General features: G+C 40.1%; 21 protein-coding genes. 1 reads left to right on the plus strand and 20 read right to left on the minus strand.

The features are described from left to right. Positions 1-58: 58 nt before the first annotated feature. Complete coding sequence (locus KPC_RS06730; RefSeq protein ID WP_121973639.1) at positions 59-1096, plus strand: ABC transporter substrate-binding protein; 1038 nt, start codon at positions 59-61, stop codon at positions 1094-1096. Between the two features lie 162 nt (positions 1097-1258). Here the strand turns inward: KPC_RS06730 and KPC_RS06735 are convergent, their stop codons facing one another. From KPC_RS06735 to KPC_RS06830, 20 genes are all read right to left on the minus strand, one after another. After that, entirely contained in the window at positions 1259-2521 is a 1263-nt protein-coding gene (locus KPC_RS06735; protein ID WP_121973640.1) for an acyl-CoA dehydrogenase family protein, read from the minus strand. A 31-nt stretch (positions 2522-2552) separates the two neighbouring features. Continuing rightward, entirely contained in the window at positions 2553-4373 is a 1821-nt protein-coding gene (locus tag KPC_RS06740) for an ABC transporter ATP-binding protein (RefSeq protein ID WP_121973641.1), read from the minus strand. Then, entirely contained in the window at positions 4374-5222 is an 849-nt protein-coding gene (locus tag KPC_RS06745; RefSeq protein WP_121973642.1) for an ABC transporter permease, read from the minus strand. Next, entirely contained in the window at positions 5219-6370 is a 1152-nt protein-coding gene (locus tag KPC_RS06750) for an ABC transporter permease (RefSeq protein WP_121973643.1), read from the minus strand. Before KPC_RS06750 ends, KPC_RS06745 begins: the two co-directional genes overlap by 4 nt. Before the next feature lie 5 nt (positions 6371-6375). Next, on the minus strand, positions 6376-7947 hold the full coding sequence (locus KPC_RS06755) for an ABC transporter substrate-binding protein (protein WP_121973644.1): 1572 nt from the start codon (positions 7945-7947) through the stop codon (positions 6376-6378). Positions 7948-8307: 360 nt separating this feature from the next. Then, the gene (locus KPC_RS06760; protein WP_121973645.1) at positions 8308-9015 is read right to left on the minus strand and encodes a class II aldolase/adducin family protein; all 708 of its coding nucleotides are present in this window, start codon (positions 9013-9015) and stop codon (positions 8308-8310) included. Positions 9016-9025: 10 nt separating this feature from the next. After that, positions 9026-10093, minus strand: a complete 1068-nt coding sequence (locus KPC_RS06765) for an ABC transporter substrate-binding protein (protein WP_121973646.1) — start codon at positions 10091-10093, stop codon at positions 9026-9028. A gap of 393 nt (positions 10094-10486) precedes the next feature. Then, positions 10487-12127 carry a thiamine pyrophosphate-binding protein gene (locus KPC_RS06770; RefSeq protein WP_121973659.1) on the minus strand — a complete coding sequence of 547 codons (1641 nt, stop codon included), beginning with the start codon at positions 12125-12127 and terminating at the stop codon, positions 10487-10489. Between the two features lie 54 nt (positions 12128-12181). Further along, positions 12182-13648 (minus strand): aldehyde dehydrogenase, encoded by a 1467-nt coding sequence (locus KPC_RS06775; protein ID WP_121973647.1) that lies wholly within the window; start codon positions 13646-13648, stop codon positions 12182-12184. Positions 13649-13661: 13 nt separating this feature from the next. Beyond that, the gene (locus tag KPC_RS06780) at positions 13662-14453 is read right to left on the minus strand and encodes an aspartate dehydrogenase (protein WP_121973648.1); all 792 of its coding nucleotides are present in this window, start codon (positions 14451-14453) and stop codon (positions 13662-13664) included. 10 nt (positions 14454-14463) lie between these two features. Then, entirely contained in the window at positions 14464-15258 is a 795-nt protein-coding gene (locus KPC_RS06785; protein WP_121973649.1) for an SDR family oxidoreductase, read from the minus strand. A 9-nt stretch (positions 15259-15267) separates the two neighbouring features. Then, complete coding sequence (locus KPC_RS06790; protein WP_121973650.1) at positions 15268-16098, minus strand: alpha/beta fold hydrolase; 831 nt, start codon at positions 16096-16098, stop codon at positions 15268-15270. Between the two features lie 21 nt (positions 16099-16119). Next, on the minus strand, positions 16120-16644 hold the full coding sequence (locus tag KPC_RS06795; protein ID WP_121973651.1) for a cupin domain-containing protein: 525 nt from the start codon (positions 16642-16644) through the stop codon (positions 16120-16122). Positions 16645-16686: 42 nt separating this feature from the next. Further along, positions 16687-17910 carry an MFS transporter gene (locus KPC_RS06800; protein WP_121973652.1) on the minus strand — a complete coding sequence of 408 codons (1224 nt, stop codon included), beginning with the start codon at positions 17908-17910 and terminating at the stop codon, positions 16687-16689. Positions 17911-17950: 40 nt separating this feature from the next. Beyond that, on the minus strand, positions 17951-19159 hold the full coding sequence (locus KPC_RS06805; protein ID WP_121973653.1) for an NAD(P)/FAD-dependent oxidoreductase: 1209 nt from the start codon (positions 19157-19159) through the stop codon (positions 17951-17953). A gap of 27 nt (positions 19160-19186) precedes the next feature. Continuing rightward, the gene (locus KPC_RS06810; RefSeq protein ID WP_121973654.1) at positions 19187-20116 is read right to left on the minus strand and encodes a VOC family protein; all 930 of its coding nucleotides are present in this window, start codon (positions 20114-20116) and stop codon (positions 19187-19189) included. Positions 20117-20126: 10 nt separating this feature from the next. After that, complete coding sequence (locus KPC_RS06815) at positions 20127-20891, minus strand: SDR family oxidoreductase (protein ID WP_121973655.1); 765 nt, start codon at positions 20889-20891, stop codon at positions 20127-20129. A gap of 1 nt (position 20892) precedes the next feature. Then, positions 20893-21957: an aromatic ring-hydroxylating oxygenase subunit alpha gene (locus KPC_RS06820; protein ID WP_121973656.1), complete on the minus strand. Its 1065-nt coding sequence runs from the start codon at positions 21955-21957 to the stop codon at positions 20893-20895. A 15-nt stretch (positions 21958-21972) separates the two neighbouring features. After that, complete coding sequence (locus KPC_RS06825; RefSeq protein ID WP_121973657.1) at positions 21973-22272, minus strand: recombinase-like helix-turn-helix domain-containing protein; 300 nt, start codon at positions 22270-22272, stop codon at positions 21973-21975. 21 nt (positions 22273-22293) lie between these two features. Further along, positions 22294-22599 (minus strand): non-heme iron oxygenase ferredoxin subunit, encoded by a 306-nt coding sequence (locus tag KPC_RS06830; RefSeq protein ID WP_121973658.1) that lies wholly within the window; start codon positions 22597-22599, stop codon positions 22294-22296. Positions 22600-22673 lie beyond the last annotated feature (74 nt).

A 22673-nucleotide genomic window follows, 5' to 3' on the forward strand; every position in this document is an offset into this window, starting at 1 on the left:
AGTTTAAATAATGGCATTTATATTGCTATAGACATCGATATTTTTAAAGGATGTCATGATGAATATTGCAACAACTACACCATTAGCAACACTTTGGTATACGCGCTGCCCTGTTCCAACTGGATTAGGTATCGCTGTTCAAAAAGGTTGGCTTCAGGAAAAATTTAGCGAATATAATATCGAAACCAAATCAATCCGCGAATCCAACTCTAAAGATATCCGTAATTCACACTTCAATCACACGCTACCAAACTCTGTACGGCATGGTGGCAGCATTCCAGCCATTTGGGCATATTCTTCAGGGCAAAAAACCAGAGTTATCGGACTCTCTTGGGCCGATGAAATTCAATTATTACTTACTCGTTATGATAGTGGAATTCAAACTGTAGCCGATCTGAAAGGTAAACGTTTTGGTATACCGAACAATCAGGATTCAATCATAGATTTTTCACGCGCACAGGCAATTCGAGGACTAGAAAACGCACTGAAAACAGTCGATTTAAGTGTAGATGTTGTAGAGCTGGTTGACTGTATTCGTACTGATATTTTAAAAGCCCAACAGTCACAAACAGAACAGCGAGATAGCAGTTTCTTTGGTGACGCAAATAAGTTAAATGCCAGTGCAGAAATTGTAGCATTGCTCAAAGGTGATGTAGATGCAATCTTTTTAAAAGGAGCACATGCAGCACAAGTCGCACATGATTTTGCTTTACATACCGTCATTGACATCGGTTCACACCCTGACCCGATTCTCCGGTCAAATAACGGAACTCCACGTACCTTGACTGTGGATGAAGATTTTCTGCTCAATCACCCAGAACAAGTACAATCGATCGTAGATTCGGTATTGAAAGCAGAACAATGGGCACATGAAAATGCCAGTGAAACGTATCGTTATTTAGCCAAGGAATGTAACAGTAGTGAACACTGGGTACACGTTGCCTATGGTGAAAAAGCCCATTTGAAACTCAATACCAACTTTGACCAGAATTCTGTTTTGGCTTTACAGGACTTTAGTGATTTTCTATATCGCTGGAAATTTATTCCAAAACAAATCGATGTCCAAGCATGGCTCGCTGAACATATTGAAATCTAAGTTATTATAAAGATTTGATATAAACTGGGCGATCACATCATTGATCACCCAGTTTGTATATTGAACAACAAAAAATAATAAGTTCTGTTCAATTACTAATTATTGTTGAACTGCAATAAAAAAGGCTGCATAGCAACCTCTTTTATCCGAAAACCCAGTGACTCAACTACTTTGAAGTACTGAACTATTCTGAACTTGCTTTTTAATTAATTCAGTATTGTATTCACCTGGCGGTACATCATTTAGATAATAATTTCCAATGTGATATAAGCGCCAGCGAATTGGGTCATGTGTAGTATGTGTTCTCGCATTACGCCAAAAACGATCCAGGTTCCACTTCGATAAAGTGGAACTTGCTCCCAATAATCCAAAAATTTCACTCGAAATTTTAAGTGAAGCATAGTCTGACTGACTACGTGTTGCCGCAACCGATAAAATTAACTCGGTTTGCAATGCCTCATCTTCTACATTTGTAAAATGCTCTTCAAAAATAGCCGCTGAACGTTCTAATAGAGCTTCTGATGAACGAACCAGTACAGCAAACTCCCCCACCTGTTTAATGACATGCTGTTCATAAACAGCTTTTTCAACACCACTTTCTACCCATGGTCTGGCATGATGTTGTAAATAATGCACTGCATTTTCTAGCGCACCTTTGGCAATACCGGTATCCATTGCAGCATGTAAAATTTGTGGCCAAGTTAAGCCTGTTCTGATCGGCGGAACCAGTCCCCGTTTAACAATATATTTTTCATCAACGATGACATTATGAAAATTGACAGTCCCGCTTACACTATTGTTTTGACCTATCGCTTCCCAATCATCAACCAGCTCCAGCCCTTCACTGTCACGATGCAGCAGAATATTTACCGTACCATCGTCACTCCCTGCAAACAGAGAAATCCACTCTGCCAAAAATGAGCCTGTAGAATAGAACTTACTACCGTTAAGTACATATTCACCCTGCTGATTTTTTTCTATTCGGGTTTTATGATCCAATTTGTTCTTTCCACCGACTTCTGCCAGTGCATTGCCTAAACGCTTGCCATTTAAAATGTCTTGAACAACCTGATCGCGAACCTCATCAGGAAAGCCAACCAGCAAACTACGTAACATCGTAAAATGGATTTGTAAAAGTTGCCCAACACCTGCATCGGCAGAAGAAATAATTTTAACGACATTAACAATCGTTAAAACACCGGCTCCTAAACCACCAAACTGTTTAGGGACACTAATCGCAGTCAATCCAGCCTCTGAAATTAGACGTGCCTGTTCATAAGGTACAGAACTGTTATAACTTGGATTTTCTGCATATTGCCTGAGTTGTTCTGCGACTTCTTCGGCAACCTGTATTGCCTCTTGTTCAGACAAAATATGCCGTACATGATTCAAGGTCAAAAAGTTATTTATATTGACATCATTCATTTGAAAACTCCGTAGGATCATTAAATTATTTTTAATTCAATTCGTATTGATTTTCTGCACGGAATAAACTTGGTGCATGTGCTAATAATTTTTGGGTATATCGATGTTTTGCATGACTCAAAACCTGATCTGTATCGCCATATTCAACAATATGACCATTTTTTAAGACAGCAACTCGATCTGCTATGGCTCGTACCACCCCCAGATTGTGGGTAACAAATAATAAAGTTAGCCCTTGCTTTTGCAGTTGTTGCAACAGTTTTAAAATAGAAGCCTGTACCGAGACATCCAAGGCAGAAGTGATCTCATCACAGATCAGTATTTCTGGCTGGCAAAGTAAAGCTCTCGCGATCGCCACCCTCTGCCGTTCACCTCCAGAGAGATCACGTGGATATAAATCTTGTACATGTGCAGGTAAAGAGACTTGCTTCAAAACAGCCAATATCTGCTGATGAGCCTGTGCTTTTGATGATGAAAAAAAATGTTGTGCAACTTTGCCCAATGTCTGACCAATAGTATGTGCAGGGTTTAACGCTTTATAAGGATTTTGAAAAATATATTGAATCTGATGGCGTTGTTTTAGACTTCGTTTACCAGACTGGAAAGGTAAAATCTGATCTTCCCAATAGAGTTGACCATCAACTTGTTGATTTAGCCCCACAAGGCTACGTGAAAGTGTGGTTTTACCTGAACCAGACTCTCCAACCAGAGCCAGACATTCACCTTTTTGTAAACTCAAAGACACATCAAACAAGATTTGCTGATGCCCGTACCAGGCATTCAGGTGTTCAACTTTTAATAAATGATGATCCTGTTTTTCATCAAATAATTGGATGTCATTTACGTAGTGCTCTGGTTTTATAAAAGTCGCCTGTTCTGAATGATGGCATGCCACATAATGCGCTTGTAAATCCTCAGAACTTTGTATTAATGGTGGCGTTTGTTGTTGACAAATCTCACTGGAAAATGCACAACGTTCTGCAAAGGCACAACCCTGTGGCCGATTAGCTGGGGCTGGGGCATGTCCTTCTATAGGCAATAATTCACGTCGAATTGCAATATCAGGAATTGCATTTAACAGTCCCTGCGTATAAGGATGTCTGGGTGCTTTAAACAAATTTTCTAAATCAGCATCTTCAGCAATTCGTCCTGCATACAATACGATTACCCGATCTGCGATTTCCTTAACAACGGTCAAATCATGTGAAACATAAATTGCCGCAACTCGGTATTCTCGACATAAACGTCGGATAATATTTAACACCAGGGTTTGAGTCGTAACATCTAGAGCTGTAGTTGGTTCATCCAAGATAATTAATCTTGGTTCAAGCAAAAAAGCCAATGCCAGTAAAATCCGCTGTTGCTGCCCACCTGAAAGCTGGTGCGGATAACGCTTTAAAAAATCTTTGCCATTTTCCAAACCTACTTCAGACAGGATTTTGCCGATTTTCTGCTTTCGTTCAGTGCTCGTTAAAGCAGGTTGATGTATTTCTAAAAGCTCTTCGAGTTGACGACCAATTCTTAATGCAGGATTTAACGCTGTCCCTGGATCTTGGGCGACATGACTCATTTTCGCACCACGAATTTTACGTAACGCCTGATCACCCAGTTTCAGAATATCCTGTTCATCCAGATATACACTTCCATCAGTAATTTGAGCACCGTGACGGGTATAACCAAGCAATGCACTGGATAAGGTTGTTTTACCTGAACCACTCTCACCGACTAAACCTAAAACCTCACCTTCTCTTAACTGAAATGAAATATCAGAAATAATGTCCTGTCCGGTACTCACTAATGCAACCGTGAGTTTTTGTACAGCTAACACAACAGGTTTATAGGCCTTTGTCATTTATCTCTCCTCAACCCTTGCCGCAGCCCGCCCTACACCTTCAGCCAAGACATTAGTACCTAGAGCAAAGAGCGCAATTAAAATGACAGGAGCAAACACAGCCCATGGTTGAATCAATAACCCTGCACGATTTTCATTAATCATTAATCCCCAATCAGCAGTCGGTGGGGCTACGCCATATCCTAAAAAAGCCAATCCAGATAACATCGCGACTGCCCATGTCAGCATAACGCCAAGATGAATGAGCAAAGGAGTCAGCATATTCGGTAAAATTTCACGAAACAGGATATATACTTTTGAATAACCTAGTATTTTTGCAGATTCAACATATTCTTGTTCAACGATGTTCAACGCCACACTACGCGACAGACGTATCACTCCCGGAATAAAGGCAATCGATACAGTACATACGATTAACCAAGGTTCCCGACCCAGCATAGACACGATCAACAACACCAGGATCAGGTCTGGAAATGCCATAAAAACATCACTCAACCACGTAATAAACTGGTCAAGCTTCTTTCTGGAAAATGCCGCTAAAATGCCTAAAGTAGTACCAATGAACAAAGCGATTACACTTGCAGAAATGGTCATCCAAATCACTGAAACGCCGCCATTGAGCACTCTTGACCACACATCATGTCCAAGATAATCAAAACCTAAAAATGATTTCCCCTCAGACAGACCGTATGTCGTCCCGACTAAAGCTGTCGATTCATAAGGTGCTACGACCGGGCCAATCAATGCAAATAACAATATAAATAGCGTAACAACCACACCAAAACGCACTTGACGCTCTTTCGTTAGCGCTCTTATAAATTTGTTTTCGTGCCAATGTAAAATACTCATTGCTGCTCCCCTTGTTTGATATGCTTCAAAGCATTACGTCGATCAACAGGTTTGACCGTAATGGGACGACCAGATTTCCATAAACGTATAGCTTGACGTAAACCAGGTGAGCGGGCTTTATGTTGTCTTGCTGTTCTGATTTTAGGTGTCAACAGTGTTGTCAACAAATCGGCTATCAGATTCACCATGACAACACAAATCGTAAGCAGTAGAACAATCGCTTGGATCGTCGGAATATCACGCATTTCAATCGCGGCATTTAAAGCATTACCAATACCTGGATAACTAAAAATCACTTCGATAATAATTGCACCACTGAGTAAAACCCGAATACTCAATGCAGTTCCTTGCACGACAGGAACCAGAGCATTTGGCAAAACATGCTTCCAGATAATCCTACGCTCAGGTATCCCTCTCAAACGTGCAGCATTTACATAATCAGACTCCAATGCATCAATCATCGAGCCTCGAACTAAACGCATGAGATAAGGAACCAAAGAAAGTGTTAGCGCTAAAATCGGTAAAATCAGAAACTGTAATTGGGTAAATGGTGACTGCCCTGGAATCAATAATGAAGCAGCAGGCAAGATATGAAATACTGAGGTTGAAAAAAACATCATCAACCAGATTGCCAACACAAAACTTGGCACTGCTTTAAACAGTATGGAAATCGAAACGATTACACGATCTGCAATACTATCGCGGCGTAATGCCAGCCAGACACCTAAAACAATAGAAATGGGGACACTGAATAAAATGACTAAGGAACTCAGCGCCAAGGTATTGGCAAAAAAATTCTTTAAAATATCAATAACCAATACATGCGAATCTATAGACCGACCAAAATCCCCTTGAATAATCTGTGTTAACCAGTGCCAGTATTGAATCAGGATAGGCTGAGTTAATCCCAGTTGTTCACGTAGCACCTGTACTGTTGCTTCGGGAGCTTCAGGTCCTAAAATAACTCTCGCTGGATCTGATGGTAATGCCTGTGTAGCAATAAATACGATCAGGCTAATCACAAACACCACAAAAACGCCCGAGACAATCCTCATCAAAAACCAGGGTAACCATGCTGGTAATCGTATCCCCTGATTGACAACATTCTGAGCGATTGCTTTGTCCATTTTGGAGGCTTGGATGGTCATAATATTTATCCTCGTCTCCAGAACTCATCAGTACGCCATGCAGCAAAACCAGTGTGGTCTGGAGTTACACCACCGATCTGGCTTGAATGTGCATCAAGAACATTATTAAATCCCCAGATCAATAAGCCACCTTGCTCATGCTGTATTTTTTGAGCTTCGTGAATTAAAGGCTTTTGTTTTTCCAGATCTGCCTGTTGCAATGCAGCATGTACCAGATGGCTAAATCGTTCATTTTTAAATCGGGTTTTATTATTCGCAGCTTCTGGGCCATCAATTTGTAAAACGGTCAGAAGATAAGGACGTGAGACATTAAACCCTGTACTAAATGCCCAGTCTTGTTTGAGTGCGTCAGCAAAAGTGGCTGGTTCTACCTGCTTAACATTTATGGTTACACCTGCTTGTGCGGCATGTTGTGCGAAAACCAAGGCGGCATGACTATCACCGCTGGTATAAAGCTCGACCTTTAAATTATTGTTATAACCTGCGTCTTTGAGTAAAGCTTTTGCCTTATTCAAGTCTTGCTGACGCTGTGGAATACTACGGTCATAGACAGGATCGCTCCATGAATATAAATCGTTCGCAATTCGACCATGACCTGCCAATGCCCGTTTAACCAAATCCTCTCGATTTGCAATCAGGCGAAATGCCTGACGAACCCGTTGATCATTAAAAGGGGCTCTGGAAGTGTTCATATCAAAGGACTGCCATGCATCTGTTTCAGATGACACTACTTTTAATTTCGGATTGGCTTGAATCAAGGCTGCATGTTCTGCACTAATCCCTGTTGCAATATCAATTTGACCAGATTGCAAAGCAGCAAGCCGCCCCGTCTGGTCTTTAAAATCAATTACCTCAATTGCATCAGCATAAGGTTGATCAGCTTTCCAGTAATTTTCAAAACGCACAAAACGAGAACGTTGCCCAGGTGTAAAACTTTCCAGCTTAAATGGACCTGCTCCAACAATATTATGTACAGGGTCATAGTCAGTAGGAACAATTCCCCCCCAACTCATCCATGCTTCTGGCAATATCACCAGACCTTTACCTGATGCGAATGGAATTTCAACGGTATAATCATCCCGTTTTTTTATCGCATCCCGTTGTAAAGAATAAAGATATGCAGCAAATGGTGACGCCAACTTCGGATCTGTTAATCGCTTGAGTGAAAAAATGACATCTTCAGCACGGATAGTTTTGCCATGATGAAACTCCAGACCTTTTTTTAAACGGATAGTCCACTTTGTTCCATCCGCATTTGGTTCTGCAAATTCTGCTAAAGCCAAAGTCGGTCGAATATCACGTCCCCACTCCCATAACTTTGCATATAGTGGCCAGCCCCTAAAAGCGCTAGATGCACCAATAGGTTTGTGGGCATCCAGATTCCCCGCCTGATTGCCGTTAATCACTCCGATTTTAATAACACCGCCTTTTTGCGGCTGAACATTTTCATCAGAAGCAGCTTTTTCTGTTGTGTTTGCAGATTCAGGATTTGAACAACCTATAGTGCTTGCGGCTGCCAACATCCCAAATCCTAAACCAGTTTGTTTAATCAATTCCCTGCGTGTTAATTTATTCATCAGCTCACTCCCTTTCTCAATCGAGGAATAAAGCGTTCTGAAAAGACTTTTTCAGTAAAAATAAAACGATGCAAATATCTCCCCAATCGTATTATGACAAGGTTTGGGAAATACCCTACACGAGCCATGGCACATTTATTCCTTAAAAATTGACTACACACCTGTGTAAACAAAACTTTAGAAATGAAAAATGATGAACAGAAATAATTCGCATCATTCTTTTTAGTGACCAATCTCTTTATGTGTTTGAAACTCATCACATGTAGTTCACGACTTTTTAATCGTTCATAGCTATTTAGTAGAATCCGATCATTGAATATTTTTACTGTCATTTTTTTCTCAGCAAGTTTGATTTTATTGTTATGGCAATAGACCCAATGATTGAGCTTTTTCAGTCAAGCCACTCATTTTCCATTGCTGTTGTAATACCCCTGGACCAAAGTTTCGGCTTCCACCCACCAATTCAGCCAAGAGCTGAATTTGCGCGCCTTCTTCCAAAAGTAAAATAAATTCGGCTGTTTCTTCCAGACCCTGACGTCCCCAAACAGTTGCACCGCCATTGGCTTCCAAAATGGCCCGATATTCCAGATTTACTTGTAACTGTTCCAGAATGAAATCAACTTCTGCCTGACGGCGATCTATATAAATTGGTAGTTCTTGAAATAAATGGAAACGTTGCACTGGCACATAACGGATCGGCAAACTTCTATGTGCCTGTGCCCAAGCCCCGAGATTTGGTGCATGAACATGAGAGACTGTAGTGACATCCGGATGATCACGAAACAACTTATTAAAACGTCCAGCAGCGGCCTGACGTCCCAATAGTGCTTGCCCCTCCAGTGTTTCAACCAAAATTTTGCTTTTTTGTTCTTTCGCCCAAGGTCCTGCATAATTAATGGTAACCAAAACATTATCAACTGGAGCACGCTCAACAAAATTCACCGTACCATTTGCAGTAATCGTATTGGTCTGACGAAAGACCTCAAAAGCAAACTCAGCTTTTTGACGTGTGACTTCGATAAAATCGGTGAGTTCACTCGATAATGGTGTTTGAACAATGGCAGTCATTTTTTTATCCTCAAATATTATTTTGTTTTTGTTGTCTACGCTTTAAAACTTCAGCTAGTGGACGGTGGTCTACCCACGTATCCAGATCAATATCACGCTCTAAAAAGCCATGTAACCATAAGAAATCTTTCTGCTGCCGAAGCAATTGCAAACGCTCTTCACTCAAAGATGGATGCAATGACAGGTGGAAATTATTGCGGTACGCTGTTGCGACACTCTCAGCTTCTGCGATTGTTTCACCTTCCAGGATACTCAATACCTCTTCCAGATGATTTTGTGCCCAGTCCGCCGTATCTAATAATTCTTCCAAGAAATCGACTACAACATCAAAATGATTTTCCAGTAAATCTTCATGGACAGTAATCGGACGTGGTGTGCCATTGTTGACACGTGTACTCAGATCGGGGAACTCATCCAGATTAATCCCGACTTTCAATCCACGTTTTTTTGCTGCCTCAACAGCAGAAGCACCTTTTACATAAACTGCATCTACTTCACCAGTTGTGAGTGCATCTAAACCTGTCCAGAAGACGCTCGGGTCTAAAGCTTTTTCAGAATCACCCCTTTCTTTTACTTCTATAAATTCAACATCCTGAAGTGAAAGACCAGCGATCTGTAAAGTGCCTTTAATCCCATGTAAAGACATCGCCCGAAATATACTGGCAGCCCTTCTATCTGCATAAGCTGGCAAAGCAACTTTGGCACCTTTTAGATGTTCAGGTTTACTAATTTCAGAATCAGGTCGAACGATGATGACTTGCCACTCATCAATCCAAGTCAAACCGATTAGACGACTTGGAGCACCTTCAGATCGGGCAGCCAAGGCAGGAACATTTCCTCCCTCTCTAAAAAGCGCAGGAAGCTGATGGTCGATATGGTGTATAGACAAACCTTGACGTAAGTCCTGTAAAGCAAAAACATCTATTTTTTTTTCTTTAAATTTCTGTGTTAGCGTTCCCCTTTTTAAGGCGATCCCTGTTGCAGTTGGTACTGGACATCGTGTAATCCAGATTTTTGATAGTTTGGGTTGTGATATTTGTTCATATGGACGTTCTATTTCGTCTAGGACATAAGACATATTTATTCCTTGGTTTCAGAATTCATATGTCTTTAGCATCTTCTGTGCCATTATTTTTTTATTATTTTACAATATCTTATATTTTTTAATTTCCATAATAGTGTTTGTATAGCATCACAAATCAGTGGAAATGTTGAAATCTAAACATCTACTGTAATATGTTCTAAAGCTGTGAATACAAAAATTAATGATAATATTATCTTACTGCTGTTTGTCCTTTCTATCCTTTACCCGCTTTTACAAAAAATCAGTCACAGTCAGGTCAATACTATTTTCTGTCTTTTGCCCAGCTATACTTTACAGCAATTGTTATTAAATCTTGAAGATAGTGTATTACCGTCTATTTCTTATTCGTATGAGTGCCGTATTTTCAGAAATACAGCACCCATGATCTTAATATAATTTCTTTTGCGGAGGACCAGAGAAATTCAATGGACCAATCGAGTTCATGTCTAGTTCAATAATCGCAGGCCCCTTAAAATCTATAGCCTCTTTGATGATAACTCCAAATTCTTCTGCACTGCCTACTTTCCAGCTCTTAACGCCCATTGACTCACCAAGAACCTTATAATCCGGTGTATGCAGTTCATTATAATATTGACGACCACCAAAATAGTTATTCTGGATTCCACGCATCACACCATAGCCCCCATCATTCATGATCATGAGTACCATATCGGTGTTTTCTTGCGCCATCGTAGCAATTTCACCAATACCGAGCATCAAACCTCCATCACCAACAATACCAACCACTTTCTTCGTCGGATTAGCTATTGATGTCCCAATCGCATGAGCCAAGCCCAGACCAATTGCGCCCGCAAGAGAATGAATATTTTGTAATGGTTTTTGTACCGGAAATAAACGACTGCCCCACGTGCTGCCTGACATAGTAATATCACGAACAAAAATACCATCTGCTGGCAATGCAGCACGTAAGTAGTCACAAATCAAGGCATATTGATCTACTTGTGTGCGTAATGCTTCTATTGCTGTCTTTTTAGCATGTATAACTGCCTGATCATATTCAGCATCAACCTTCGGGTTATTATTCAATCCTGCAACTACCCGGGTTAAAACATCTTTTGCATCACCACAAATGAAATCCCGAATTTTATAGTTACGTTGCTGGGCAACAGGATTTGCATCGATTTGAATGATATTTTCCGGAAATTCGACTGAATAAGTTTTGGTTTCATTACTACGTAAACGAGAACCAACGACCACCAGTAAGTCTGCGTTTTTCAATAAAGTTTCAACATCAGTAGAATTGTGAAATGCACCTAAGCTGCGCGGATGATCATCTGCCAAAACACCTCGTGCATGCGTGGAAGAAACCACAGGAATACCTAGATCAGCTATTGCCTTAACCTGTTCTACACTTTCTATTGCCCCACCACCAATCCAGAAAATTGGACGTTTGGCTTTTTTTATTTCACTCACAATATGATCAATTTCCGCATCGGAGGCTTGTGGTAGTTGTAGTGCTTTGACTGGAGCCAAATTTAAAGGTAAATCTATTTCAGCTGCTTGTACATCAATCGGTATTTCAACACTGACTGGCCCCATTGGAATTGTAGTCGCAACACGGATCGCTTCCCGAATGACACCAACAGCATTATCTGGACTGGTTATACGAAATGCAGCCTTACTTGATGCTTTTAAAAATGTCAGCTGGTCTTTGGTTTCATGAATAAAACTTGCATCACGATCTAGATACTCTCGTTCAACCTGTCCGGTGAGATGAAGAACCGGACTCGCTGCATTCATCGCTTCAATCAAAGACCCCACTGCATTACCAGCTCCGGCACCTGTACTGGTTAATGCCACACCCAAACCTTTAAAGCGTGCATGAGCATCAGCCATGGTTACACAACCAGCTTCACCACGCGCAGCAACAAATCGAATTTTTTCACGACGGCCTACGGCATCAGCAATAGGTAAGTTATGAATAGAGATCACACCATAAATACTATCAACATTATGTTCTTCTAAAACGCGAGCAATCGCTTCGCCTACATTTACTCGTTCAGTCATAATCATTTGCCTCAAAAAATATATCTTCTATCCATGAATCGTATGTTTTATTGCTTACTCAGCCCAAGCATTAGGTTCTTCGTTCAATCCCATATAAATGCTCTTTTGTTGCATATAAGACAAAATTCCCAAACGACCTTTCTCGCGTCCAATTCCACTCTCTTTAAAACCACCAAATGGTACTGAAATTGAAAATTTTTTATACGTATTTATCCAGACTGTACCAACTTCCAAAGCACGAGAGATTTTCCAGGCACGTCTGAAATTTTCTGTCCAGATACCCGCAGCAAGACCATAACAACTATCATTGGCCTGTTTAAGTAAATCTTCTTCATCCTCAAATTTCATCGCCACTAGCACAGGACCAAAAATTTCTTCTTGACAAGTTTGAGCTGAATTGTTAAGCCCCGTAATAATAGTCGGTAAATAAAAACTGCCTTTAGCATATTCACCGTCAGTTAAAGCTTTACCACCAGTTAATATTTTTCCGCCTTCTTTAAGCGCTAAATTGACATAACGATCAACTGATTCAAGGTGTTTTTGATTGATCAATGATCCCATATGAACACCTGTTTTTTCAGGATGTCCAACACGAAGATTTTGAGTAATCTCATTTAAGCGCTTTAAAAATCTATCGTAAACTTTGTGTTGTATAAACAGACGTGAGCCTGCTATACATGCCTGACCGGCTGAACTAAAAATTCCGTAAGCGACACCTTTAGCAGCCAATTCAATATCTGCATCATCAAATACAATCGTTGGAGATTTTCCACCGAGCTCCAGTGACGTTGTAATGAGTTTTTCAGCTGCAATATGAGCCAAATTTCGACCTGTTGTTGTACCACCTGTAAATGAAATTTTACGTACTAATGGGTGCTTTACGATTGCATCGCCAATGACTGAACCACGCCCAACCAATACGCTCAGTAGCCCTTTTGGTAAGCCTGCTTCTTCAAAAATTTTCGCCAGTTCAAGTGCAATCAGTGAAGTTGCTTCTGCTGGTTTTAACACTACTGCATTACCTGCTGCTAATGCAGGTGCAAGCTTTTGAACTTCACTTGCAATTGGAGAGTTCCAGGGCGTAATCGCTGCAACTACACCGACTGGTTCGTGTACACTCAGCGTCATGAAATCAGATGCACGTTGTGTGGTTAGCTCATCATTAAATGTTTCACATGCAGCAGCAATATAACGTGCAGTTGCTGCTGCGCTCATGACCAATCCACGAGTTTCTGTAAGTGGCTTACCATTGTCACGTGTTTGAAGTCTAGATAATTCATCTACACGTGTTTCAATAATATCTGCAACCTTATATAAAATACGTGCACGTTCATGTGGCAAACGATTACGCCAGGATGGATCACGCCAGGCCTGTTCTGCTTTTTCAATTGCTTCATTCACATCTTCGAGTGAAGCTGTTGAAATTTCTGCATTTACTGAATTGTCTGCCGGGAAATAACTTTTAATAGTACCGCCACGACCTAAACGCCATTCACCTGCAATATAAATTTCTTTAACCATATATTTATCATCCTTATATCTGAATGGCTTCAACACTGTTTCGACATGCCCGGATCACACTCAGTGCAGCTAATGTCGAAGTTTTCGGATTTGAAGCTAAAGGAACACCTGCCATTTCAATTGTCATTTCACCAAAGCGTCCTTGTGCCACTATGCTATGTTTGTTTTTTTTGATGTCAGGATCGACAATCAGTTCGACCATAGTTTTGTCCATGCCAAGACCAGCCAAAGCGATAGTTGCTGCCACATTTGCATTTGCTGGAAATTTAATAGCGGCTTCCCGTGCAGTTCCTTTGAAAAATACAGTTGGTTCTTTAACCGCATCAAGATCAATTAATTGTTCTGCATAGCTACCTTTCCAGCTTTTGGGACTTTTACGACCTTGATACGTCACTTTTTCCAATCCACCTTCTTTAGCGGCCGCAATCCCATCGATTCCAGCAATTGCTCCCGCTAAAAGATGTAAATGTGCACCATTTTTTTCTGCAGTCATTTGCAATTTTTGATAAAACTCACTATCTGCAAGCGTTCCAACGGAAATCAATCCAATCGTCCAGCCTTTTTCCAAAACTTTTAAAGCATGTTCTTTTACAGCGGCTTGACCAGCGACCTCAATCACATAATCAGGAACACCTTGGCATAGATCAATTGAAGAAATTACCTGTATGTCTTGAGCAACCTGAGATTGAACTTTTGCTACACTTTTTTCAGGTACAACAATCCATTTTAATTGGAGATCAGAAGGCATATGACTATAGACTTCTGCTGCCATTGCACCGAAACCAATCATCATGAGCTGTTTCATCAGCTACTCCTTACAGATGTTTGTTAAATCCACCAGAAACATCAATTGTTGATCCAGTGGTATATGATGCTAGTGGAGATGCCAAAAAAACCAAGGCATGAGCAGGTTCTTCTGGTTTTCCTAAACGCTGCATTGGAATACCCCGATTTCTTGCAATGTTTGCCGTCCATTGCTCCCAATTCAATTCTGTATCAGATCGTTGCTCAAAACGGCGTTTCCACTGAGCAGACTCCACCATTCCAAGCAATATTGAATTTACACGGATACCATATTGGACAAACTCATGCGAAAGTGAATGAGTTAAATTAAGCAATGCCGCACGAGCTGCAGATGTCGCGATCATATGTGGCTCAGGCTGTAATGCGAGTAATGAGTTAACATTCGTGATTGATCCACAATCTGATTGTTTAAGTTGTTCTAAAAATGCCTTGACTGGGAAAATTACACTAAAATATTTCAATTCAGTTTCTTTTAACCAGTCTTCATCTTGTGTATTTTCAAAATTTGAAACACGACCTTGTCCTGCATTATTGATTAGCATATCAACATTGCCTAGTTTGCTTTTTACCGCTTCAGCAAAACGTGTAACATCTGATTTATCCAGAACATTACAACTTTGTGTATAAACTTTTGCCTCTGGGTATTTTTGCAAAATATAGTCTTTTGAATGTAATAACCGAGCCTCATCACGACCACACCAAGCAACGCTCGCACCGCCCTTTATTAATAGTTCAACCGCAGCTAAACCAATACCTGAAGAGCCGCCTGTAACAACTGCTGTTTTTCCTTCTACCTGGAAGCTCATATCCTTATCTCACTTGGTTTGATGTATAATTTCTAAAATAATATTATTGAAAACATCAGGTTGATCGAGATAACTTAAATGACCTGCTTGATCAATCTGTTGAAAATTGCATAAATTTAAGTCTTCAGCGAGTTTCTTGATTCCATCTATTGGTGTTATGCCATCTTGTTTTGCTGCAATAACAACCGTTTTTATTTTTAAGTTTTTTAAATAATTTCTAATGTCATCGTAAGCCAACAAATATGATGCATTGGTAAATCCATCAAGAGATATATTTACCATCACATTTTCAATAAGTGACAATGCATTAGAATCCTGTTTATAAACAAGATGCGGACCACGGCTTTTTGCCATACCTTCTGCACCTAGCTCCTGTAACATTTTGGGTCTCTTTTGAAAAACTTGTAATTGAGTTTCAGCATCGCTTTGGCCATATCCTTGTGCAGCATTGGTGATTACCAAAGCCTCCACATATTCAGGATAATCGTGTGCAAATGCACTGGCTTGTAAAGCGCCTAGAGAATGTCCGACAATAATTGCTTTTTTAATATTTAATGCATCAAATAAAGCTTTTAATCGCACTGCATAATCAGTTGCTTTAGGGGTTTTAGTCGCTAAACCATCTGACTGACCATATCCTGGTGCATCCCACGCCAGAATATGAAATTGATGACCTAAATCTTCAAGCTGGTTGATCCAAGAACCTGAACCTGAGCTAATGCCGTGTAACAAAACCAGATGATGATCTCCTTGTCCTGCTTCACGATAAGCCTGTAAAAATCTGTCAAGTTTGACTGTTTTGTTTGGAAATTTTTTTAACTTTTCAACATAGGTCATCAGAGATTCCTCAAAATTAAAAAACTAATTACGTTTAATTTTTGATAATGGATGCTCAGGTGGATAGGTTGGAATCTGAGGTTTTTTTGTACCGATCATGACACACATCAAGGCATCTTCATCACCAGGGTTGTACAAACCTCGATAGACGCCTGGAGGAATTGAAATCAGATCTCGTTCTTTTAGGCGTGTTGAAAACTTTTCACCGTTGTGCTCAACAAATAAATCAATTTCACCACGTAGCATAAAAAATACTTCCTCAACGTCATCATGAACATGCAAAGGACCTTCACAGTGACGTGGTAAGACCATGGTTGAAAAAGTGAAATGTTCCGAAGGAACAGTGTTTCCATCATTTTCGACACCAGTTGCACCTGTTCCCATATAACGCATTTGTGCACGACGATACTTAGGGTCATAATCAGCTTGGAATTTAAGTGCATCAAAATCGTATTTACGAGTTTCAAAACGTGCAATACGGGTAGTTAACCATTCTTCCAGTGAAGCTCCTTCTGGTTGCTTCCAAGTTTCAAATTGTTCTGTAGCCATTGTCTCGCTCCTGATTAATGAATAAGGTTATTGACACATTGATTAATAACGTTTTAATAAAGGAACCAAGAAAAACGACCCCAATACGGCAACTACCGCAAGGAAAGTTATTCCTAGATTAAAACTGTGGGTTTGCATTACGATGTAACCAATTAAAACTGGTGCGATTGCACTGGCAAAATTTGCCAGACCATTGAAAATACCACCTGCTGTCGCACCAACATCTGCAGTTGTCACTTTTGCCAAAAGAGCAAATACTGCAGCAACACCAAAACCCCATGACATCGCACTCAATGACATTGCAGCAATGATCATGTGTGGCTCTGTAAGAACTACCATTGCATACATAAAAATGCCTGCGAAAAGTAACCCTAAAAAAACCTGAATTGAACGGCGTCCCAGTTTGTCCGATAAAAATGCACCTACAATTTCACCTGCAAGCATCGCAATAAATGGAAAGCTTGAATAAGTGCCGAACTCTTTTAAATTAAAGCCCTTATCCTGTATTAAATATGATGGAACCCAGCTATTTAAGCCCCACAAATATGTCATCAAAGCAATATTGAATATGCATACCAGCCAAAATGGGACATTGGTCAAAAGTTTTCTGGAATTTTGAACATGCCCAATGAAATTGGTTCTTTTTGTTCCATGCTCTAAGTCAATCGTTCTTTTAAGACTAAGATTACTTAGACCAAAAATAACCGCCATCAATACAAACATGGTTAAAAAAGCCATGACTAAAAATGTTGCATGCCAGTTAAAATGATCTAAAACATAAGCTGTTATTGGAAAACCCAGGAATGCGCCTAGTGGTGTTCCTAAAAGAAACATCGTTGAGGCTCTCGCCTGTTGTTTTTCAGTATAAGTCTGTTTCACAATGGAATATGCCAATGCAAAAAGAGGTCCTTCAGCAATACCTAGCAGCACCCGAAAAAAGAGCATCGTGCCATAGTGATCGGTGAATCCCATAAATACCATCAATACTCCCCAAGAAAATACACTCCACAGCAGCATTTTCATCGGGTTAAAAATATCTCCCAAAAAACTGAGAAAAACAGATGAGAAACCATAAGCAAGCAGAAAGCTTGTCATTAACCAGCCAAGTTTTGCTTTATCCTCGGCAATTCCCATCGCGTCCTGAAAACCTGGATCGGCAAATAAAACAGCGATACTAATTTTGTCGAAAAAAGCCAGAACCACACAAATCATTAAAACGAATGCAGGTATCCATTGCTTCAATCCACTTTTTTCTTCATTACTCATATTTCATTCCTTCGACTTGGTAATGAGCTCGGATTAACAGTTACGGCTTTAGCTTCATTAAATTAAAATCAGAGTTGGATAACTGATCTGGCTCTAAAACAGTGGCATTTTGCATCCAGCGTTTTGCCAGTTTTATAAGCTTAGAATCATTGATAGCTATGACATTGAGTAATCGTTTGTGTTCATCCAGATATAAAAAGCTTTTTTGTGTTTCTGAACTTTCCCGGATTACCAGTTGTTCATATTTTTCAGGCTGGTATGTTCCTAAAATCTGAATGTTATAGTCATATTGATCAGACCAAAGCCAAGGAATATCCGTATATTCAGTTGCGATACCTAGCATTGATTTTGCAGCTGAAATGGCCTGGTTTTGTGCATTTGCCCATGATTGAATGCTGTAACCTAGTAGTGGATGAATTGCTACATCCCCCGCAGCATAAATGTCTTCATCAGACGTTTGACCATACTGATTAACCACAATGCCATCCCTAACCTCCAAACCTGATTCAGTTCCAAGTTCTTTGGCGATATCAGCGCCTGCACCAACAACTACAGCATCAAAAGCGACAATATCTTTGGCATCATCAACAATAATTTTGTGGTTAACAGACTCATTCAATTCGAGATTTTTAGCCTCTAAATGAATATAAGTCCCTGCTTGTTCATGGATATCTTTTAAAAATCGAGAAACTTCGGGACTAACACTTCTTGAACAAAGGCGATCACCATATTCAAATATATGAACTTCCTTACCTTTCTTTCGAGCAGTTGCGGCGATCTCTAACCCGATCCAGCCACCACCAATAATTGCCAATTTCCCTGACTCTTCCAGGACACCTGATAAACGCTCGCAATCCTGTACATTTCTGAGAGTAAACAGATTGTTCAGGTCATTCCATTTCTGAACAGGAACACGCGCACGACTGCCCGTAGCAATTAACAGTTTGTCGTAAGGCAGTTTTTTACCACTCTCCAGTACGACCAGCTTATTGTCTCGATCAATCTGTGTTGCATGATCTGGCTTATGCCAAGTAATTGATAATTGATCTATTTGATCCCGTTTAAATAAATTAAGACTTTCATAAGTCGCTTCTTTTGAAAGCACTTGCTTTGAGAGTGGTGGGCGCTCGTAAAAAACCTGATCTTCATTGGAAATAACATGTATTTCACCTGGAAAACCTTGTTGTCTTAAGGTATTCACAGCCCAGGCAGATGCCTGACCAGCACCGATGACTACGATTCTATCCATAGAAATTTACCCGATATATCCTGAGATTTATGCTGGTTTAACTTGACGACGAGTTGCATGATCTAGCCCGCCTTCAATAGCCCATTCAGTGAACAATTCCAAGCGATGCTCCTCTTCACGAGGAACCCATTCTTCAGTGAGATAATCATCGTTGGTGTAATACTCAAATGCCCCACCCATGGGTGAATTGACATACCAGAAATAAGCTGACGAAATCGGATGACGACCAGGACCAATAAAAGTCGACCAATGGGCACGATTCATATGCAAACCGCCGCCGATAACTTCATGAATGTCACGAACTACAAATGCCACATGATTTAAACCAGCGGGTTTGTCTGGAAGAGATAAAAGGAATAGATCATGGTGATAACCTTCACTACGGCAACGTAAAAAGGCACCACGGTTGCGGTATGCATCAGACAAATGAAAGCCAAATTTTTCAATATAAAACTGTTGTGTTTTCCGCAAATCCGGGGTGAAAAAAACAACATGACCAATCATGATCGGTTTTGCCTGATCATAAACAGGACTTGCCGCATTTATACGTTGGATGTTCCCATATTGATTAATCCCTTCGGTTTTCATATCAGGTACATCATGAGTAATGCTTTCTTGAAAAATGATGGTTATTCCATTCGGATCAATACATTTCACAATCTTGGCTGTTTGTTCAAAACCATCCACATCAGATATTTTTCTGGAAATATCTATCAAATCTGATGCCTGGCTTACACCCCAAGTTACTTCACGGAGTGTTGAACCAGACTCTATTGCTTTGGGTAATCGCTCATCATCAACATCGAAAAGGTAGATCTTGCTGCCATTTTGAGTTTTATATAAATCAGTATTTGCAATATCAGACTGAATCGCGGTTAAACCAAAATCATTTAAGAATGTGTTAGATGCTTGACGGTCTTCAACGCCAAATTTTAGAACTTCGATCCCTGTAATCATGAGTTTTCCCTTAGTTAAAGACAAAACCACCGTTAACTGGAATATTTTGACCAGTCACGAAGGAGGATAAGTCTGAAAGTAAAAATAACGCTGTTCCATTTAAATCATCAGGGACTTGTTGCCGCTGAATAGCTCTACCATTCACGTAGAGATTGTGACGCTCTTCAGGAACATATTCGGTTGCTTCGACAAGGGTTAGACCTGGAGAAATGGTATTAATGCTAATGTTAAATTCCCCAAGTTCTCTTGCCATTGAGCGGGTCATTGCAATCAATGCACCTTTACTTGCGACATAAGCCATAAGTTTTGGTGCACCCCATAGAGCCGTATCAGAAGCAATATTCACTACTTTGCCTGCCACCGACTTTTTTAAATATGGAACACAGGCTCTTGTCATCAACCAGGTGCCTTTTACATTGACATTCATAACCCGATCCCATAAATCTGGATCGTAGTTCAGCATATCTTTGCCACCAACATTGGTTGCCATTGCTGCACAGTTAACCAGACCATCAAGCTCATCCAATTGAGCAACAGCAAATTCCACAGCCCTTTCGATAGAACTTATATTTGATAAATCAACAACTGTTGCTTCAACCTGTAATCCTTGTGATTTAAGTTTTGAGGCTTCGGATAAAACCAGGTCTTCCAGAATATCCATCATCACAACTTTGGCACCAGCAGATGCAATAGCTTCTGCAAAATCACGCCCCAAGCCACGAGCTGCACCAGTCACAATGACTTTTTTATCTTGCAACAATTGAACTTTAGCCATGTTATGCTTCCTGCATCGCTATACGGTTTTGCTCAGCGTCGTTTAATAAAGTAATTTTTTTTAATTGCTTTTCAGCTTCTTTCTTCATTAAGCGGCGTAAGCGTGATAAACCAACGTCATGCTGATACAGGTTTTCGTATTGACGTGCATTTGGTGCTAAAGTTTCAAGAATGACTCGATCTTGTTCAAGTACATCCCAATGTAATTTTTCTAAATGATTTCGATATAAGAATCTCCATACATGACGTTGCCATCCTTGAACCTTACGACAACGCCAGAAAAATACCCGTGTATTATCTGCATCAATAGGCGTTGCATAACCTACGATCCAGAATTCACCACCAGGTCCAAATTCCTTACGATATGGAATGGAAAGTCTCAACCAACTTGCGCCCGTATTACCGTACTCAACCCAATCAAAATTGACACCAGTTTGACCAACTTTTTCAAAGATAAATCCTGTATCAGTCGTGCGATGGCGCATTTCAGCTGTCTTGTCACCTTCTGCCATTGAATGAGATGTACAGTGCAAATATGAGCCGTGCATAGGATCCATGACATTATCAATCGCATATTGATAATTCACTTTCCAATCTGCCTGGCACAAAAATGAACTCCACTCTTCACTTGCCAATTGTTCAGGAAACTCCAATTGCTTTGGTTTTTCAACAGGATCAATACCAAACCACAGAAAAATAGCACCATGTTTTTCTATGACATGATAGGATTTCACACATTGCGTTCCTTTCATTGGACACTGATCAACTGCCGGTACATCTTCAACAATTCCGTCGCCATTGACTTCTACACCGTGATACCAACATGCCAAACGATCACCAAGATTCCATCCCAGTGATAAACGTGCCCCACGGTGCGGGCAGCGATCTTCAATCGCATGAACTTGCCCCTGCTTATCTCGCCACACTGCAATATTTTCACCCAGACGAGTTATGCCTACAGGACTTGTATTAACTTCCCAACTTGCAAGAACCGGATACCACTGATCACGTAAACCAAGTTCCAAATATGCCTCAACATTCTGGGTATCTTTAAAAATCGCATTCATTTCAATTCATCCCTGTTAATAACCTAGACGTTGTATTTCTTCAATGAAACTTGCTTCAGTCCAGGCAATACCAGCTTCATTGCTAAAACCTTGTTCATTCAAGGCATTAACCAGATCTGTCAATTCACTTTTATCAGATGCAAAAGCAGTTATAAGATTGTCAATAAAATCCTGCTCATATATTGTTGGAGCTTTATATCGGGTCTGCCAGATCAATAATTCAGGGTTTCCAGGAACCTGAATATTGTTAATTCCAGCTTGTCTAGGTGGTTGACTATTTATCCAGCTTTCTAATTTTTCATTAAAATCTTTCATGCCATTCATCCTTTTAATGGTCTAAATATCTATTTGAATATTCTGTCCTTCAACACGAACAGGATAAGTACACAAATTACGGCAACCAGGACCACTTTTCAGTTCGCCAGTTGGAATGTCAAAAATTGCTTCATGCAAAGGACATTCAACAGATTGATCTTCAATAAAACCTTCTGTAAGCAAAGCAAATGCATGCGGACAAACGTTTTCAATTGCGTAGTAATGTTCTTCTACAAAAAAAATACCAATTTTGGTCCCATTTAATTCAAACGCTTTCGGTTCATCTTCAGTGACTTCGCTTTTGTCACAAACTGAGATCCAACTCATATATTGCTCCATAATTTGTTTTATATATAAAACATTATTTAGCTATCTAAACTAAAAAAAGAATACTATTTATC

Origin of the sequence: Acinetobacter stercoris (assembly GCF_900323515.1) — a bacterium.
In the GTDB taxonomy this organism is placed as follows: Bacteria; Pseudomonadota; Gammaproteobacteria; order Pseudomonadales; family Moraxellaceae; genus Acinetobacter; species Acinetobacter stercoris.